The sequence below is a fragment of the Shewanella denitrificans OS217 genome, from assembly GCF_000013765.1.
Lineage (GTDB): Bacteria > Pseudomonadota > Gammaproteobacteria > Enterobacterales > Shewanellaceae > Shewanella > Shewanella denitrificans.
Window position 1 is genome coordinate 2,104,525 of the sequence record NC_007954.1, and the last position, 16,886, is coordinate 2,121,410.

14 protein-coding genes, 3 tRNA genes and 2 pseudogenes are annotated in these 16,886 nt (G+C 43.5%); 15 read left to right on the forward strand and 4 right to left on the reverse strand.

All coding sequences use genetic code 11. The features are described 5' to 3' along the window. Positions 1 to 28: 28 nt before the first annotated feature. The 4 genes from SDEN_RS09270 to SDEN_RS09285 all read left to right on the forward strand — a co-directional run bounded on the left by SDEN_RS09270 (position 29) and on the right by SDEN_RS09285 (position 3,666). Positions 29 to 856: a tRNA-uridine aminocarboxypropyltransferase gene (locus SDEN_RS09270; RefSeq protein WP_041406190.1), complete on the forward strand. Its 828-nt coding sequence runs from the start codon at positions 29 to 31 to the stop codon at positions 854 to 856. 159 nt (positions 857 to 1,015) lie between these two features. Continuing rightward, positions 1,016 to 1,360 (forward strand): hypothetical protein, encoded by a 345-nt coding sequence (locus SDEN_RS09275; RefSeq protein WP_011496222.1) that lies wholly within the window; start codon positions 1,016 to 1,018, stop codon positions 1,358 to 1,360. A 79-nt stretch (positions 1,361 to 1,439) separates the two neighbouring features. After that, positions 1,440 to 3,380 (forward strand): RecQ family ATP-dependent DNA helicase, encoded by a 1,941-nt coding sequence (locus tag SDEN_RS09280; RefSeq protein WP_011496223.1) that lies wholly within the window; start codon positions 1,440 to 1,442, stop codon positions 3,378 to 3,380. Between the two features lie 10 nt (positions 3,381 to 3,390). Beyond that, the gene (locus SDEN_RS09285; protein ID WP_011496224.1) at positions 3,391 to 3,666 is read left to right on the forward strand and encodes a hypothetical protein; all 276 of its coding nucleotides are present in this window, start codon (positions 3,391 to 3,393) and stop codon (positions 3,664 to 3,666) included. 46 nt (positions 3,667 to 3,712) lie between these two features. Here SDEN_RS09285 and msrA read toward each other — a convergent pair whose 3' ends face one another. Then, positions 3,713 to 4,192 carry a peptide-methionine (S)-S-oxide reductase MsrA gene (gene msrA / locus SDEN_RS09290; protein WP_011496225.1) on the reverse strand — a complete coding sequence of 160 codons (480 nt, stop codon included), beginning with the start codon at positions 4,190 to 4,192 and terminating at the stop codon, positions 3,713 to 3,715. Between the two features lie 266 nt (positions 4,193 to 4,458). Between msrA and astE the strand changes: the two genes are divergently transcribed. The 7 genes and pseudogenes from astE (at position 4,459) to SDEN_RS09320 (ending at position 11,191) form a co-directional block, all read left to right on the forward strand. Further along, the gene (gene astE, locus SDEN_RS09295) at positions 4,459 to 5,505 is read left to right on the forward strand and encodes a succinylglutamate desuccinylase (RefSeq protein ID WP_011496226.1); all 1,047 of its coding nucleotides are present in this window, start codon (positions 4,459 to 4,461) and stop codon (positions 5,503 to 5,505) included. A gap of 153 nt (positions 5,506 to 5,658) precedes the next feature. Then, entirely contained in the window at positions 5,659 to 6,837 is a 1,179-nt protein-coding gene (locus SDEN_RS09300; RefSeq protein WP_011496227.1) for a thiamine pyrophosphate-dependent dehydrogenase E1 component subunit alpha, read from the forward strand. A 3-nt stretch (positions 6,838 to 6,840) separates the two neighbouring features. Beyond that, positions 6,841 to 7,818: an alpha-ketoacid dehydrogenase subunit beta gene (locus SDEN_RS09305; protein WP_011496228.1), complete on the forward strand. Its 978-nt coding sequence runs from the start codon at positions 6,841 to 6,843 to the stop codon at positions 7,816 to 7,818. Positions 7,819 to 7,827: 9 nt separating this feature from the next. Continuing rightward, positions 7,828 to 8,647 (forward strand): annotated as a pseudogene (locus SDEN_RS21035) (biotin/lipoyl-containing protein); the annotation flags it as partial. A 98-nt stretch (positions 8,648 to 8,745) separates the two neighbouring features. After that, positions 8,746 to 9,453: pseudogene (locus tag SDEN_RS21040) on the forward strand (2-oxo acid dehydrogenase subunit E2); the annotation flags it as partial. Positions 9,454 to 9,575: 122 nt separating this feature from the next. Beyond that, on the forward strand, positions 9,576 to 10,643 hold the full coding sequence (nadA, locus tag SDEN_RS09315) for a quinolinate synthase NadA (protein ID WP_011496230.1): 1,068 nt from the start codon (positions 9,576 to 9,578) through the stop codon (positions 10,641 to 10,643). 266 nt (positions 10,644 to 10,909) lie between these two features. Next, on the forward strand, positions 10,910 to 11,191 hold the full coding sequence (locus SDEN_RS09320; RefSeq protein WP_011496231.1) for a hypothetical protein: 282 nt from the start codon (positions 10,910 to 10,912) through the stop codon (positions 11,189 to 11,191). 97 nt (positions 11,192 to 11,288) lie between these two features. Here the strand turns inward: SDEN_RS09320 and gap are convergent, their stop codons facing one another. Then, on the reverse strand, positions 11,289 to 12,299 hold the full coding sequence (gap, locus tag SDEN_RS09325; RefSeq protein ID WP_011496232.1) for a type I glyceraldehyde-3-phosphate dehydrogenase: 1,011 nt from the start codon (positions 12,297 to 12,299) through the stop codon (positions 11,289 to 11,291). 239 nt (positions 12,300 to 12,538) lie between these two features. After that, entirely contained in the window at positions 12,539 to 13,399 is an 861-nt protein-coding gene (locus tag SDEN_RS09330; RefSeq protein WP_011496233.1) for a DUF2989 domain-containing protein, read from the reverse strand. Between the two features lie 222 nt (positions 13,400 to 13,621). Between SDEN_RS09330 and SDEN_RS09335 the strand changes: the two genes are divergently transcribed. The 4 genes from SDEN_RS09335 to SDEN_RS09350 all read left to right on the forward strand — a co-directional run bounded on the left by SDEN_RS09335 (position 13,622) and on the right by SDEN_RS09350 (position 15,693). Continuing rightward, positions 13,622 to 15,058: a glyceraldehyde-3-phosphate dehydrogenase gene (locus SDEN_RS09335; RefSeq protein WP_011496234.1), complete on the forward strand. Its 1,437-nt coding sequence runs from the start codon at positions 13,622 to 13,624 to the stop codon at positions 15,056 to 15,058. Between the two features lie 324 nt (positions 15,059 to 15,382). Beyond that, positions 15,383 to 15,458: transfer RNA gene (locus SDEN_RS09340), tRNA-Gly, on the forward strand. A 28-nt stretch (positions 15,459 to 15,486) separates the two neighbouring features. Continuing rightward, a tRNA-Cys gene (locus SDEN_RS09345) sits at positions 15,487 to 15,560 on the forward strand. 47 nt (positions 15,561 to 15,607) lie between these two features. Continuing rightward, positions 15,608 to 15,693: transfer RNA gene (locus tag SDEN_RS09350), tRNA-Leu, on the forward strand. A gap of 135 nt (positions 15,694 to 15,828) precedes the next feature. Here the strand turns inward: SDEN_RS09350 and SDEN_RS09355 are convergent. Next, the gene (locus tag SDEN_RS09355) at positions 15,829 to 16,791 is read right to left on the reverse strand and encodes a response regulator (protein WP_011496235.1); all 963 of its coding nucleotides are present in this window, start codon (positions 16,789 to 16,791) and stop codon (positions 15,829 to 15,831) included. Between the last annotated feature and the right edge of the window lie 95 nt (positions 16,792 to 16,886).

A 16,886-nucleotide genomic window follows, 5' to 3' on the forward strand; every position in this document is an offset into this window, starting at 1 on the left:
TGAAAAAAAATCACAAGAAAAAGTACTTTTGGCTGAAAGTGGTAATAAGCTAGGCCCTCACGCTGTCCATAAATTATATGTTCAGCGTAAAGCTTTATCGACAAAGCCTTTTGGTGCTAGGGGAAAGAAGCTTGTTCGTTGCCATGCCTGCTTATTGGGGCAACAATTTTGCACCTGTGAATTTCGTCGACAGTTAAAGACGAATGTCAGTTTTTTACTGATCATGTATGATGATGAAGTGTTAAAACCCACCAACAGTGGCCGCTTGATTGCTGATCTTGTGCCTGATACTCATGCCTATATCTGGTCCCGAACACAAACAGATGCGGATATGTTAGCCTTGTTGGCCCATGACGATTATCAGCCTTATTTGGTTTTTCCTGGTCAATACGCCAATCCTGGGCAAGAAATCCTCTCGCAAGTACGGGATGCTAAGACGGGTTATGGCTCTGACCTAAGCAATGGCATTGCAGATGCCAAAGCTAAACGGCCGTTACTTATCATGCTCGATGGCAGTTGGCGAGAAGCGATTAAGATGTTTAGAAAAAGCCCTTATTTACATCACTTGCCGTTGCTGTCCTTTGATCCTAAAGTCCTTGCCACTTACGCATTACGTAAGGGCAGCCATGATTTTCAGTTAGGGACAGCGGAAGTGGCAGCACTTGCGATTGAAGCCGCTGGGGAAGCGTTAAATGGACTGGTATTAAGCACCTGGTTTGATTTATTTGTTGAGTCGTCACTGTTGGGCCGTAATCGTCGTTGTAAGGAAGACATTATTCCCATTGAGGCATTCCAACAAAAATTCACAACGGCGTTAGCGAATTCATACCAAGCGCAAATGGCCCAAAGCGACTAACTTTATCTTTCTGTGATTGAAAAAAAATGCGATAAGGCTAAGATAAGGTAAGCATTATGTTTTCTCCAACAGAGCGATTTAGGGATCATCATTGTCCGAGTGGCATTTGAGCGGTCATTACTTTTCCCGCTAAGGGGCTTTCCTGATAGGGTGTTATTAATGAGTCAAGATCCGACCAAAATAATAGACAATAAGTTAGTTATTTTATGCCGTTTAGAGCCTGGATGCCTAGGGCCTGATGGTATTGAACATATTGAAACCTTTTGTGTTATGGCCCAAAAAGCGTTAGTCACCCACGAGTCAGACGTCTGTCACTGGTTGTTAGAGCCAAGGTTTAATAAAAGTCTTGAAGAATTCCAGTATGGTTTGAAGGGAAAGTTATTGACTAAGGAACAGGCGAAAAAGTATTTACTCCTTGCACACAGAGAGTGGGGTAACTTCGAAGAAAAATTTGAAGATAAACTCACACAATTAATTAATTTATATATTGCGCGTAAGCATTAGTCGCAATAGACATGAGCTTGTTCAACGTGAGTTTTCTTCGCCTGCCTAAGCCATGGATGGATAAGCAAAGAAGGTTTTCGTGATACAGAGCAGTTATCTACCCCAGCTTAAGGCCCAGTTTGGTTTCGATGCATTTCGTGATGGACAGCAGCAGGTCATCGATTCCATCTTATCAAACAACAGCGCATTGGCCATTTTCCCAACGGGTTCTGGCAAGTCTCTATGCTATCAATTTTGCGCCCTGCAATTACCCCATGTGACCTTAGTGATATCTCCTTTACTGGCCTTGATGAAAGATCAACTGGCGTTTCTACATGGTAAAGGCATAGCGGCAGCAAGCATAGACTCGAGTTTGACTGCGGCAGGATCCCGCCAAGTGATGCAGGATATACGACAAGGCAAAATAAAAATCTTAATGGTGTCAGTAGAGCGGTTTAATAACGAGCGTTTTCGCCATTTTCTGCAAGGAATAGAGATTTCATTATTAGTGGTCGATGAAGCCCACTGTATTTCTGAGTGGGGCCATAATTTTAGACCCGATTACTTAAAAATCCCTCAGTACTGTCAAGACTTTGCTATCGACAAGGTACTATTGCTGACAGCGACAGCAACCAGAAAAGTTAAGCAAGATATGACTGAGCGTTTTGCGATAGCAGAGACTCATATCGTTCAGACAGGCTTTTATCGTGACAACTTAGCATTAACCGTGCTTAGCATCCCGCAAGCACAGAAAAATACTGAGTTAGTAAAGCAATTACAGGGATTGGCAGGTGCAGGGATTGTTTACGTCACCTTGCAGCATACCGCTGATGACATAGCCTATTTTTTACAGCGCCAGGGTTTTAATGCTAAAGCCTATCATGCGGGGATGGATCAAGAAGTACGCCAACAAGTTCAACAGGACTTTATGTCAGGTCTTGTGAACATCATAGTTGCCACTATTGCCTTTGGCATGGGCATAGATAAAGGCGATATTCGCTTTGTTATCCATTATGACTTACCTAAATCCATCGAAAATTACAGTCAGGAGATTGGCCGTGCGGGGCGCGACAACTTGCCTTCCCAATGCATTACCCTTGCAAACCTTGATGGCCTAAGTACAGTAGAAAATTTTGTTTACGGTGATACCCCTGAAGCCGGCAGTATTAGGATCTTATTGCAGCATATGCAGAGCACACGGCAAGGTAACCGCTGGGAAATGCAAGAGTTAAGCTTGTCCAAGCTCACTAACATACGTGTGCTCCCTCTAAAAACCTTACTGGTGCAGTTAGAGCTACTTGGGCTGCTTAAACCCAGTCATGCCTACTATGCCGATTGCCGCTTTAAATTTATTAGTACAGAAGCTGAAGTGTTGGCCTTATTCACCGAGGAGCGACGTGAGTTTCTCAAGCAAGTGTTTGCCCATACTCATTTTAAAAAAGTGTGGGGCACAGTGGATTTTGATGGCCTCTATCAAGCGTTCGGGCATGAAAGGCAAAGGGGGCTTAAAGCACTGGACTATCTCAGTGAACAGGGACATATTCAACTTGAGACTAAGCAACTCACGCAAGTTTTTGAGCTTACAGTCAATGAGATTGATATTGAGGCCTTAACATCACAATTGCTTGGCTATTTTGAGGATAAAGAAACTAAAGAAATCGCCAGAATTGCACAGTTAATTCGCTTTTTTGAATTAAACACTTGCTTAAGCCACGCCTTGGCACGATATTTTGATGATATGAACAGCCCAGCATACTGCATGAATTGCAGTGTCTGTCTTGGAAAAAGTGTTCAGTTAACCGCAAGCTCAATTACACCTATGCCACCCAAGGAGGTACTGGCTGCTCATTTAAAAGACTTGCAAATTTGGGCCGAGGGACAAGGTTTTTCTCACGCCTTATCTGTTAGTATGCAGACTAAGTATTTGATGGGACTGAGCATGCCTGCATTTAGCCGTAGTGGCATTACAAAACTTGCAGGTTTTGGTTTCTGTTCAGAGCAAGGCTTTCATCAAGTTAGATGTGCAATCAATGACTTATAATGAGGAATAGATGGATATTTCAGCCAACGAGTTGCTCAAAAAACACCCAGATCTTATCCACAGTGAAGGCTTGCAGGTTGTGTCCCATGTTCAGCGCGAACAAGGTGAATGGTTTTTGAATACCCTCATGTTAAAAGGCTATGATGTTCCTTTTAAATATAAGCGCACAAAACGGTTCAAAAACCTCAATGATCAAAGGGTCAACATCAGCTACTATCCCGCTACAGAATCACTTGCAGGAATGCAAATAGAAGTCATGCAGGTCGTTAGATTAAGGCGCTGTTAACCCTGATTATTCCTCTCAGGGTTAACAAGGTACCCCTTCAGCTTGATTAATAAGTTAAATGGCAACTAGGTAGGTTGTTCTTTTCTAAATAATTTTGGTGATACTCTTCGGCGATATGAAAGGTTTGTACGGGCACTATTTCAGTGACTATTGGCCTAAGTCCCCATTTGCCACTGCGGGCTAGGGCAAGCTTAGAAGCTTCTGCCTGCTGTTTTTGTTCTTTGTCATGAAAAAAGATAGTACTGCGGTATTGTGAGCCTATGTCACCCCCTTGCATGTTAAGCATAGTCGGGTTGTGATTTTTCCAAAAAAATTCAAGCAGTGCATTGAAGCTTACACGTTCGGGATCGAATTCCACTTGCACCACTTCGGCGTGGCCTGTGGTGCCGGTTTTTACTTCTTTATAGGTGACTGCTGTGTCTTTCCCCCCCATGTAACCACAAGTCGCCTGAGTGACTCCCTCGACTTCACGGAAGAAATGCTCTACACCCCAAAAACAACCTGCACCAAATGTTGCTAACGCCATGACTATTCCTTCACTGATTGATTTTATAAATGGGACTCTGGACTGCTATCACTGCTTCTATGCCCTAATATGGAAATCCAATACGCATTTAGTAGAAGTCTAGACGTCTGTTATTCTGATATGTCAAACTCTGAATTGCAAGTGGATTAAGTGGTCATTTTAAAATTATTACTATTTTCTTGGTTGAAGTTACTTCTTTGCCACTTGTGTTAGAATCAGTACCCTTATGTTATCCAATCCTTTTTTGCCTGTTTAAGGAGTACCCCGTGCAACACGAGCTTATGGACAATCATGATTTTTTGGCTTTTACTCTGGCCCATCCCCATGGAATAGCGCAGCGCTTTAGTTTCGAGCTGGGGCAACACACTCAGGTTGAAGTATGGGATACAGGTGTGATTGCCTTCTTACCAAAAGAAAAGTATACCGCTCAAGCACCGAAACAGGTCATTTTATCTTGTGCGGTTCACGGCAATGAAACCGCGCCCATAGAAATTTGTAATAGATTGATCACTGAGTTACTGACTGAAAAAGTTCAGGCTAAACACAGAACCTTATTTTTAATTGGCAATCCGCCCGCGATTCACAATCAAACTCGTTTCATCGAAGAAAATATGAATCGTCTCTTTAGCGGCGCCCATTCTAAAGGGGAAGGCTTAACTCATGCTGAGCGTATTAGGGCTAAAGCCTTAGAAGACTATGTTGCCGAGTTTTATCTGGGGGCACCGTCCAACGAACAGCGTATTCATTATGATTTACACACAGCCATTCGCCCATCAAAGCATGAGAAGTTTGCCATTTATCCTTATCGCCCAGGGCGCGCTTACAGTGGCGAGCAGATCATGTTTCTAGCCGCTTGCGGCGTCGATACTATTTTATTCCACCATGAGCCGACCACTACCTTTAGTTATTATTCTTCTGAACAATTTAACGCCGATGCCTTCACGGTCGAGCTAGGTAAGGTGATGCCCTTTGGACAGAATGACATGAGCCGCTTTGAGCAAACGCAAACTATGCTCACTAAACTCGTTAGCGGTGAAGCGCTCGGTTTAAGTGCGTTTTCAGCAGAAAAAGTGAATTTGTATAAGGTGTGCCGCTCTATTAACAAACGCTTCGAGGATTTTGCGTTTAATTTCGCAGATCAAGCCGAAAACTTCAGTGCCTTTACAAAAGGTGAGGTGCTAGCCACTGAAGGCGGCGAGCAAGTCTTGGTAGAGCAGCCTCAGGAAGCCATTGTTTTCCCGAATGCCAAAGTCCCCGTTGGCCAACGCACAGTCCTGTGTTTAGTGCCTGCGCCTAACGAAAACATTCGCTAAGCGTAAAGCAAATTATACAAGTAACCACAAGGCAATTTCACCTAGGAGCATGAACAAGAGTTGATAGGTAGTTTACGTTAACGTAATGTTCATTGGCATATAAATAATAAATTGACTAGTCTCGATACTGGTCACACACAACAAGAGCATAATATGAGCAAAGCACCGCTGAACAACGAGACAGTGCACAGTGTCAGCTTCCTAGACAAAGCGTCATTGCACATTCCAATTTTGCGCATTTTACAAGCCGATGGTACCACCTATGAAAAGGCGGTGTTACCTGTGATAGATAAAGCACTGGCCGAGAAAATGTACGACACCTGTGTGTTTACCCGAGTGTTAGATGAGCGTATGTTGGGTGCGCAGCGTCAGGGCCGGATAAGCTTCTATATGACTTGTACCGGTGAAGAGGCCGCTGTGATTGGTAGCGCCGCCGCTTTAGATGATGAAGATGTGATCTTAGCTCAGTACCGTGAACATGCGGCGCTGCGTTATCGCGGTTTCACCACTGAACAGTTTATGAACCAGATGTTCAGCAACGAAAAAGATTTAGGCAAAGGTCGCCAAATGCCCATTCATTATGGCAGCAAGGCACTTCATTACCAGACAGTCTCGTCGCCTTTGGCGACTCAAATACCTCAGGCAACCGGTGTTGGTTACAGCCTTAAATTACAGAAAAAACACAATGTGGCTATCTGTTATTTTGGTGAAGGCGCCGCCTCGGAAGGGGACTTCCACGCCGGTATGAACATGGCTGCAGTGTTAAAATCTCCTACCATTTTCTTCTGTCGAAACAATGGCTACGCTATCTCTACCCCTACGGAAGAGCAATACGCAGGTAATGGTATTGCCAGTCGTGGTGTGGGTTACGGCATGCACACTATTCGTGTTGACGGCAATGATATGTTAGCCGTATTGGCTGCGACTCAACAGGCCCGTGCATTTGCACTTGCCAATAACGCGCCAGTACTGATTGAAGCCATGACCTATCGTTTAGGTGCGCATTCATCGTCGGACGATCCATCGGGTTACCGCTCAAAAGAAGAAGAAGCTAAGTGGAAACAACACGATCCTGTGCAGCGTTTTAAGTTGTGGATGATAAACAAGGGTTGGATAAACGAGGCCGCCGACGTCAAGATGTACGAAAAGTATCGCGAAGAAGTACTCGCTGCGGTGAAAGTTGCTGAAAAGATCCCTGTACCACATTTAGATGAAATCATTGAAGATGTGTACGACAAGCCAACGCCTATCCTCAAGAAGCAACTCGCTGAACTTAAACAGCATATTGCCAAGTATCCAACGTCTTATCCTAAAAGTGCTGGGAGATTATAAATCGTGCCAGAAATGAACATGTTACACGCCATCAATGAGGCGTTATCCATTGCCATGCAGACTAATGAGCGCACAGTGATCTTCGGAGAAGATGTGGGCCATTTTGGTGGCGTTTTTAGGGCGACGTCTGGCTTACAAGAAAAGTTTGGCCGTGATCGTTGTTTTAACACGCCATTAACGGAGCAAGGTATTGCAGGTTTTGCCAACGGTTTAGCGTCAAATGGCATGAACGCAGTGGCTGAAATCCAGTTTGCCGATTATATCTTTCCAGCATTCGATCAAATCGTTAATGAATCTGCCAAATTCAGGTACCGCAGTGGTAATGAATTCGATGTAGGTGGTTTAACCTTTAGAACGCCCTATGGTGGAGGTATTGCCGGTGGTCATTATCACTCTCAATCTCCTGAAGCTTATTTTACCCAAACACCAGGCCTTAAAGTGGTGGTGCCGCGTAATCCACAGCAGGCAAAAGGTTTGCTATTAGCCGCAATTCGCGACCCAAATCCAGTGATATTCTTCGAACCTAAGCGCCTTTATCGTGCTTCAGTGGGCGAAGTACCTGCGGGGGATTACGAAATTGAGCTAGGTAAAGCCGAAGTTGTCAAACAAGGTAAGGATATTACCTTAGTGGCCTGGGGCGCACAGATGGAAATCGTCGAGAAAGCTGCCGCACGGGCTGAAGCCGAAGGGATTTCCTGTGAAATTATCGACCTTCGTACCTTATCCCCATGGGATGAAGACACAATAGCGGCATCGGTCAAGAAAACAGGGCGTTTGTTGATTAATCATGAAGCGCCATTAACCGGCGGTTTCGCTGGTGAAATAGCGGCCACGATACAAGAGTCCTGTTTCTTACACTTAGAATCTCCCATTAGCCGAGTGTGTGGTCTAGATACGCCTTACCCACTTATTCACGAAAAAGAATACATGCCAGATGAGCTAAAGACCTTTGAAGCCATCAAGGCCTCAATGGCATTTTAGGAGTTAGGTATGATTAAAGATTTTATATTGCCCGATATTGGCGAAGGCGTGGTTGAGTGTGAGTTAGTGGATTGGTTAGTGCAGGTAGGCGACGTGGTGGTTGAAGACCAACCCATCGCCGATGTGATGACCGACAAGGCGCTGGTGCAAATTCCTGCGCCCCATCCTGGGGTTATCACTAAGTTATATTATGCTAAAGGTGAAATTGCCTTAGTGCATGCTCCCTTGTATGCCGTTGAGGTGCAAGGTGAAACAGCTTCAGCTGAAGTCCAAGCCGCTGACTCGAAAGCACCAGGTCCTGACGTTAGCCCTGAAACCATGCAGTTAACCCAAGCCCCTCAGGGTGCTCAAGTTAGTCAAGGATCAGGAGTTGAAATTGAAGACTTCTTATTGCCAGATATCGGTGAAGGCATTGTCGAATGTGAGTTGGTCGACTGGTTAGTCAATGAAGGCGACATGGTGGTGGAAGATCAACCCATTGCCGATGTGATGACAGATAAAGCCCTAGTGCAAATACCAGCCATGAAAGCCGGGCGCATCGTTAAGCAATATTATCGTAAAGGGCAGCTTGCAAGAGTGCACTCACCATTATTTGCAATCGAAGTGCAAAGCAGTCAAGAAGTTGTACAAGCAAGCCCTAATACAGAGAAGGCTACAGTAAATGAAGCGGTGAGTGGGGGAGCGAGTGCTGCTGATACACCTGTGGCTCAAGGTAAAGCCTTAGCAAGCCCTGCGGTAAGACGTATGGCAAGGGCGCTGGATATTAATATTGCTCTAGTACCAGGTAGTGGTAAAAACGGTCGAGTTTATAAGGAAGATATAGAGCGTTATCAGCATGTTGAACAGTCTCAACCCGTTGCTTCCACTCAAGCTGTTTGCCCACAAGTTAGTGCCGCATCTACGACTACGCTCGCAAACCAGGTAATGGCAGCAGATAGAGTAGAGCCGATTAAGGGTGTTAAGGCTGTAATGGCCAAATTAATGCAGGAGTCGGTATCGACCATACCGCACTTTACTTATTGTGAAGAGTTTGACTTAACGGCATTAGTCACATTACGTGAAAGCATGAAACAGCGGTACTCAAACGATGAAGTAAAATTGACTATGATGCCTTTCTTTATGAAGGCCATGTCCCTGGCTATCACTGAGTTCCCGATTTTGAATAGCCAAGTCAACGCCGATTGTACCGAGCTGACTTATATGTCGCGTCATAACATAGGCATGGCGGTTGATTCAAAGATGGGCTTATTAGTCCCTAACGTTAAAGATGTGCAAGATAAGAGTATTTTAGAGATAGCCGCTGAAATTACTCGCTTAACGGCGGCTGCTCGCAGCGGCCGTGTGAGTCCTGCAGACCTTAAAGAAGGCACTATTTCCATCTCTAATATTGGTGCCCTTGGTGGTACTGTGGCCACGCCTATCATCAGTAAGCCTGAAGTGGCAATTGTTGCGTTAGGTAAGCTACAAGTATTGCCACGTTTCAATGAGAAAGGTGAGGTTGAAGCACGCAAAATAATGCAAGTCAGTTGGTCAGGGGATCACAGGGTCATAGATGGCGGCACCATAGCCCGATTCTGTAATCTGTGGAAGCACTATCTTGAGCAGCCAGAACACATGCTGTTGGCTATGCGTTAAGCTTTGATGTTATAAAAGTCATAGTTTGAGTAAAAACAACAAAAGGACGTCTTATGCGTCCTTTTGTTTTTTGCTTTGATTTCGTATAATCCCCCGAATAGAGTGATACCACTGGAAGTACTATGAGCCTAGCTGCACCTAAGATAGAAACCATTGAATATCCATTTCCTGCGAAACCAGCATTATTGTCTGAGTCTGAAAAAAGCGCGTATAAGGATAAAATCAAGCAGTTATTGATAGAAAAGAATGCCGTACTCGTGGCGCACTATTATACTGATCCTGAAATTCAGGCCCTTGCAGAAGAAACTGGCGGCTGCGTTTCTGACTCGCTAGAAATGGCACGTTTCGGCCGTGACCACCCAGCTAAGACCCTGATTGTCGCTGGGGTTAAGTTTATGGGCGAAACAGCAAAAATTTTAAGCCCTGAGAAAACCATTCTGATGCCAACGCTTGAAGCGACCTGCTCGTTGGATTTAGGTTGCCCCATAGAAGAATTCAGTGCGTTTTGTGATGCGCATCCCGATCATACTGTGGTGGTATATGCCAATACGTCAGCAGCAGTAAAAGCCCGTGCTGACTGGGTTGTTACCTCAAGTATCGCCCTTGAGATTGTTGAGCATTTGGATAGCCAAGATAAAAAAATTATTTGGGCGCCAGACAGGCATTTAGGCTCATACATCAACAATCAAACTGGTGCCGATATGTTGTTATGGCAGGGGGAGTGTATTGTTCATGACGAGTTCCAGGCTAAGGCATTACGCGAACTTAAGAAAATTCATCCCAATGCAGCCATCTTAGTGCACCCAGAATCTCCGGCAAGTGTGGTAGAACTGGCCGATGCCGTAGGCTCAACCAGTCAATTAATAAAAGCGGCGCAGACCATGGAAAACGATACCTTTATCGTTGCCACCGACCGCGGTATTTTTTATAAAATGCAACAAGCGGCGCCCGGTAAAACCTTAATTGAAGCACCTACAGGTGGCAATGGAGCCACGTGTAAGAGCTGTGCACACTGCCCTTGGATGGCAATGAACGGCTTACAAGCGATTGCCGCATCCCTTACTGATGTAGATAAATCTAAGCATGAAATTTTTGTGGATGATGACTTGAGGGTAAAAGCCCTTATTCCATTAACCCGTATGCTGGATTTTGCCAAAGACTTGAACATGAAAGTGAAGGGCAATGCCTAGTAGGCAAGCTCGTAATATATTGATTTATTGTGAATAGTCTAAAAATCCTCGCATTAGCGAGGTTTTTTTATGGTAGAGGATCCAATAACGCCGCCAAGTGATCATTATTATTCATTGCTAACACATGATAAGGACAAACAGCTTTACAGCGGCAATGAATGAAATGTAGGATCTTACGAAGCAATATAAAATAATCAATATGTTGTAGTTTATGATTGTGGTCAGTTGGCCCGTGACAGACATACAGATACAAGGAGTATCAAGCATTGTTTACTAAATTAATTCCTTCCGCCCTTATTCTTTTGCTATCGGCTTGCAGTAATAGTCAAAGCCCTGCTTTTCAAGAAGACAGACAACCCGAAGACAGGGACCAATACAGTGGGGCTGAAGGTTTGGTGCAGTTGCAAAAAGATCAGAGTTACTTGATGAAAAAAGAATTAACCGATCAATGCATGAAAGCGAAAGTTGATTTAGCCATGGCACTTACCGATAACAATGAAGCACAAATTGAAGTGCAGACGGACTTAATTAGCAGGACGTGTATCTAAGCTAGCTTTATCAGTGTTAATCTAAAAACCTTATTCAAAGACTCAACAAAAAGCCTCGCAATTACGAGGCTTTAATGTACAACGAGTAGCTGTACGCTTATTTAGCGTTCATCAATGCAACAGCGTTATCTAGCATGCGATTACTGAAACCCCATTCGTTGTCATACCATGACATGACTTTCACTAAACGGCCGTTGACACGTGTTTGTGTTGCGTCAAAATTAGAAGAGAAAGCATTGTGGTTGAAGTCGATAGACACTAATGGCTCTTCATTAATGGCTAATACTTCTGACATTGGTCCTTGCTTTGAAGCACGAGTCACAATCTCATTAATTTCTTCAACCGTAGTGTCACGAGATGCTAAGAAGGTTAAATCCACTAAGGATACGTTAACGGTTGGCACTCGTACCGCTAAACCATCAAATTTACCTTGTAATTCAGGTACCACTAACCCTACAGCAGCTGCTGCACCGGTTTGAGTTGGGATCATTGACATAGCAGCAGCACGGGCACGACGTAAATCAGTGTGGTACACGTCTGATAAACGTTGATCGTTGGTATAAGCATGAATAGTCGTCATTAAACCTGATTCAATACCAATGGCATCATTTAACGGTTTAGCGATAGGGGCTAAACAGTTAGTGGTACATGACGCATTTGAAATTACAGTCATCTCTGATGTTAATACTTCTTGGTTAACGCCGTATACCACAGTTGCATCGACATTTTTACCTGGAGCCGAAATGATAACTTTCTTCGCGCCAGCCTCTAAATGTGGCTGAACCGCCGCTTTTGAAGTGAATATACCGGTACATTCAAATACCACATCAACCTTTAACTCAGCCCAAGGTAACTTCGATGGATCGCGTTCTTGGAAGGTGAGTATTTTATCGCCATTGACATAGATAGCTTCTTCATCGTGATCGACTTTGGCATTAAAACGTCCGTGAACAGAGTCATACTTAGTGAGGTGGGCATTAATTGAAGCATCACCTAAATCGTTTAGGGCGACGATTTCAATGGGGTAATCTTTTTCACTTTCATATAGTGCGCGTAAAACATTTCGACCGATACGGCCATAGCCGTTAATAGCAACGCGGATAGTCATCTCATATCCCTCAGGTAATTGTAATTTGGTGATGGGAAACCTCATCTAGTTGTAAAATTACCAAATTGACAGCGGCAGTCAAGTTTTATCGCCTGAATTTGGCTTTGAACGGCATTTATTTCGTATTATTTCTACATAAGTCGCGTTTCAGCAATTTTTTAGGGATTAATCGGTATGCTAATGACATTAGAGTTTGAAAACATCTATGTGTCGATTATTTACCGAATAACTCAGCATTATTAACCAAAGAGCGCGTCTAATTGACGCTTGGTAATATGGCCATTGATAATAGCTTGCGCGATAGCTTTAGCCTCAGCATCAAACTTTATAGCTAACTTTTTGTCGCTGTTTATCAATGCTAGTAATTGCTCATCTGAGGCATTTTTTTGGGTGATGGCCAAATTTACCTTGGTAAGCAAGTAGACTTTGGCAAAGTTTTGCTGCTGTTGATGCACGTTGGCAAGTCCCAATAACCAGTCGGGATTGAACTCATGAGTTAAGTCCATGGATATTTCGTTGTCGTCACTATGGATGAGATCCTCAGAAGTAATTGCGGCAAACATTTGTCGATATATATCTTTGGAAATATTGGCATCAATTTTTAAATAGTGCACCGCTAATTGCTGCAAAATTTCGACTTCTTGTATTTCGCCTTGTTTGAATGCATTGTTCACTAACATAAAAGCGGCTTGTTCACCAAAACGCATCCATCGATAAAAGGCGAGGTAGATGTCCTGATTGTCCTTGGTGAACTCCTGCAGCTGGGCTAAATTTTGTGTGCTCACAGCAAAGGCCCTTTTTCTGTCTAAGGTCCGCTCCGTATGAATAATATGCTGTACACCGGCCGCCAGTTCGATGCACTTGCTGTAATTTTCTAGCATGATTAATTGTTGGTATAACTGTTTGCCAGTATGCACTTCTGTTTGTTTAAGCGCATATCTGTGTCTTATAAGTGATGCCTTTTCGTACAAACACCAACTGTCTCTGTGTAAATCTACACAAAGTTCAGGATTATTTTTACATATCACGTCGGTATTTCGGTCATTTTCACAGCCAAATAGACCAAAAATAGCTATCCAGAAACAAAATGATGTAAACATTACTGATTTTTTGTTCAAAAAGGACTCCGGCGAGGTGATTTATCTAATAAAATTACATATTTACAAGCCTGAAACTCACTGGCTTAACTGTTCGCTTTTCATTACAATGTCGCTGACCAAAAGCAGGTAAGCCTGCACACCGATTCTAATTATTGGTCTTTTCTTTTTGTTACTCAAACATTTTAGTCAGAATTACTAAAAAGTGAGATAAAGGATTTGTTAATGAGCGCTGATAAACACCTACAAAGTTGGCAAGAACGTTTCGAAATGGCCGAGGCTATGCAGCCTTTACTTGGTAAATTGTATCGAAATCAAGGCGTTGAGGTCGTAGTTTACGGCAAGCCTTTGTTAAATGCATCTACCATTGAAATTATTAAATCCCATCGTTTAGTCCGCCGTCATGTGGGCGAGAAACTAAGATTACGTGAGAGCTTCCCATTCGTTGTTGCCCTTAGCAAGCTTGCTGTTAAGCATTGTAAAGTGGACATAGGTAAGTTAGCGGTTAACTATTGGCGCGATCATAATGATGAATCAGGCATTGCTGCCTACATGGCGCAAGAATTAGCAGCCGGTATCAATTATGGTGATGATACACCCGCGCGGGATGTGGTGTTATACGGTTTTGGCCGTATCGGTCGATTATTAGCCCGTTTGTTAATTGAAAAAACCGGTAAGAGTAATAAATTACGCCTTCGGGCCATCGTATTACGTGGTGGTAAGAAGGGCGATTTAGAGAAACGAGCCAGCTTACTGCGTCGCGATTCAGTTCATGGTCCATTTAATGGTTCTGTGGAAGTTGATGAAGATAATAATGCCATTATCGCCAACGGTACGTATATTCAAGTGATTTACGCAAACTCTCCTGATCAAGTTGATTACACTCAATATGGGATCAATGATGCGTTAATCGTCGACAATACTGGGATTTGGAAAGACGAAGACGGTTTAGGATTGCACCTTAAGAGCCCTGGCGCCAGCAAGGTATTGTTAACCGCACCCGCTAAAGGTGCCATCAAGAATATTGTTTATGGTGTTAACGAGAACGATATTTTAGCTGAGGACATTATAGTCTCAGCGGCAAGCTGTACTACTAATGCTATTACCCCAGTATTAAAAGCGGTCAATGACAAGTATGGTATCGAAAATGGCCATGTTGAGACGATTCACTCTTATACGAATGACCAAAACTTGATTGATAATTATCACAGTGCCGACCGACGTGGTCGCAGTGCACCGCTAAACATGGTGATCACTGAAACGGGTGCAGCTAAAGCTGTGGCTAAAGCACTGCCAGTATTGGCGGGTAAGCTTACCGGTAATGCGATACGTGTTCCCACGCCTAACGTGTCCATGGCCATCATCAGCGTTAATTTAAATGCTGAGACGAATCGTGATGAGCTTAATGAATACTTAAAAGATGTGGCGTTATTATCGGAGCTACAAAATCAAATCGACTTCACTGAGTCTACAGAAATTGTATCCAGTGACTTAGTCGGCTCTCGCTATGCGGGCGTGATTGATTCACAAGCAACGATTGCAGAAGGCAAACGTGCGATTCTTTATGTTTGGTATGATAATGAATTTGGCTATAGCTGCCAGGTTGTCGGTGTCATGCAGAAAATGCTTGGTCTAACTACCTTGTCATTGCCTAAAGCATAATCTAAAGGTTTGAGATAAAATTAATCAGAGCAGCTTAAGCTGCTCTTTTTTTTGGCTATTTGATCGCTTTATCGGCAGTCGTATGCTGTGAGGTAAAAAACTCACCTGCCAGCATTGACAGAAGGGGCTAAAACGGTAGAATGCCAATCCGAAGTCAAGGAGGAACAGTAAGTCTATTACCTTGATTTTTTAAAAGTAAGATAGGCGACATTAACTCAGTTGGTAGAGGGATACTTTGCCAAGCTAGAAGTGATAACGGCGTCACCGGTTCGAACCGCTTTTTATTCGAAACGGTTGCACCAAAGTTTTATGTTAAAAATATAGGCGACATTAGCTCAGTTGGTAGAGCGATACCTTGCCAAGGTATAGGTCATCGGTTCGAACCCGATATGTCGCTCCAACTATCTTTATTGATATTTGGAAAGCATGGCGCGATGGCAGAATGGCTATGCTGCGGATTGCAAATCCGTCGACCTCGGTTCGACTCCGGGTCGCGCCTCCACAATTTTGTTGATTTGTTAGCGCTGCTAACAGATTGGCGACACTTTTGCCCGAGTGGTGGAATCGGTAGACACAAGGGATTTAAAATCCCTCGCTGAATAAGCGTGCCAGTTCAAGTCTGGCCTCGGGTACCATTATTCATCTTGTATGATGTTAATACAAAAAAGCCTCGATTATATCGAGGCTTTTTTATATCTGTAATTTACATAGAGCAATAAAATCCCACTTTAAGCTTGTGTTCAAAGCGGGTAAGTTGCTCTAGTTTGTAACTAAATTGCTACTGCTGCCGCGATTTTTAAGTACTTAGCTATGGTTTCAGCACCATTGTTGGCGTTGATTGGCTTGAAGATAAAGCCTGAAATGCCATGTTTTTGGCATTGCTTAACTAAGATGTTGTCTGTAACCGAAGACAGCATGACGACAGGAACCTGTGAGCCCATATTGCGCAGTTCGGCTAACGCGGCGTCGCCATTTAATCGGGTCATGACTACGTCCATGAAGATGAAATCCACTTTACCCGCTTTAACTGCTTCAATGGCGCCTATGCCATCATCGGCTTCGATGACATTGTGATAACCTAAGTTATTGAGGAAGCGACTGATTGCCTTTCTTATCATGGCACTGTCATCAACAACCAGCACTGTACTGGTTAACGGCAGGGGAGTTGTGTGGGTATTTTCCACATCAATACTTTGGGCATCAATATCAACATTAGCAACCTGCTCAACAACATCTCTGATGAGTAAGTTAAAGTAATAACGGCCAATACCTTCAACCATAATAGGCACAGTGATAACTTGTTTTACTCCAACTAAATATTTGTCCATTTCTGTTAAGTCTTCAACAAAATAGGGGCTAGAGAAACCATATTCTAATTTGTGGCGACTGTGTAAATCTGTGGAACGCCCCACTATGGTATTGCCCCATTCGGCTAAGGCATTACGTAAATCGTCGTTAATAGCATCAAAGGCATAGGTTTCATTAAACATGTTTTGGCAAACTGAATTACCAATCGCTATCGCCGTTTCTGGGTAGTGATGCATCATGATCACACCATCAAGGCTACCGGTGACATCTGAACAGACGGCGTAACCCTTGAAGCGAAAATCTTCAACCTTGTCCATAAAAGGATCGCCGGCCACTCCGGTTAAATTTGTCATGGCCTTAAGGCTGGCAATAGATTCTTTGATAAAGGGATGAAGTATGACTTTAAATAACGGATTTACTGACATATGAAGACTCGATATTATTTTTGTTATTAATCTAGGTTGATTAAATTACAAGAGGTATCGCAGATTTGCAACATAATCAAAACATAGGCTTGAGT

Excerpts from the sequence above, each read along its gene's own strand:
- nadA (WP_011496230.1), top strand. The coding sequence starts at position 9,576 with ATGAGCCTAGCTGCACCTAAGATAGAAACCATTGAATATCCATTTCCT.
- gap (WP_011496232.1), bottom strand. The coding sequence starts at position 12,299 with ATGACTATCCGCGTTGCTATTAACGGCTATGGCCGTATCGGTCGAAAT.
- SDEN_RS09275 (WP_011496222.1), top strand. The coding sequence starts at position 1,016 with ATGAGTCAAGATCCGACCAAAATAATAGACAATAAGTTAGTTATTTTA.
- msrA (WP_011496225.1), bottom strand. The coding sequence starts at position 4,192 with ATGGCGTTAGCAACATTTGGTGCAGGTTGTTTTTGGGGTGTAGAGCAT.
- SDEN_RS09300 (WP_011496227.1), top strand. The coding sequence starts at position 5,659 with ATGAGCAAAGCACCGCTGAACAACGAGACAGTGCACAGTGTCAGCTTC.
- SDEN_RS09355 (WP_011496235.1), bottom strand. The coding sequence starts at position 16,791 with ATGTCAGTAAATCCGTTATTTAAAGTCATACTTCATCCCTTTATCAAA.
- SDEN_RS09285 (WP_011496224.1), top strand. The coding sequence starts at position 3,391 with ATGGATATTTCAGCCAACGAGTTGCTCAAAAAACACCCAGATCTTATC.
- SDEN_RS09330 (WP_011496233.1), bottom strand. The coding sequence starts at position 13,399 with ATGTTTACATCATTTTGTTTCTGGATAGCTATTTTTGGTCTATTTGGC.
- SDEN_RS09335 (WP_011496234.1), top strand. The coding sequence starts at position 13,622 with ATGAGCGCTGATAAACACCTACAAAGTTGGCAAGAACGTTTCGAAATG.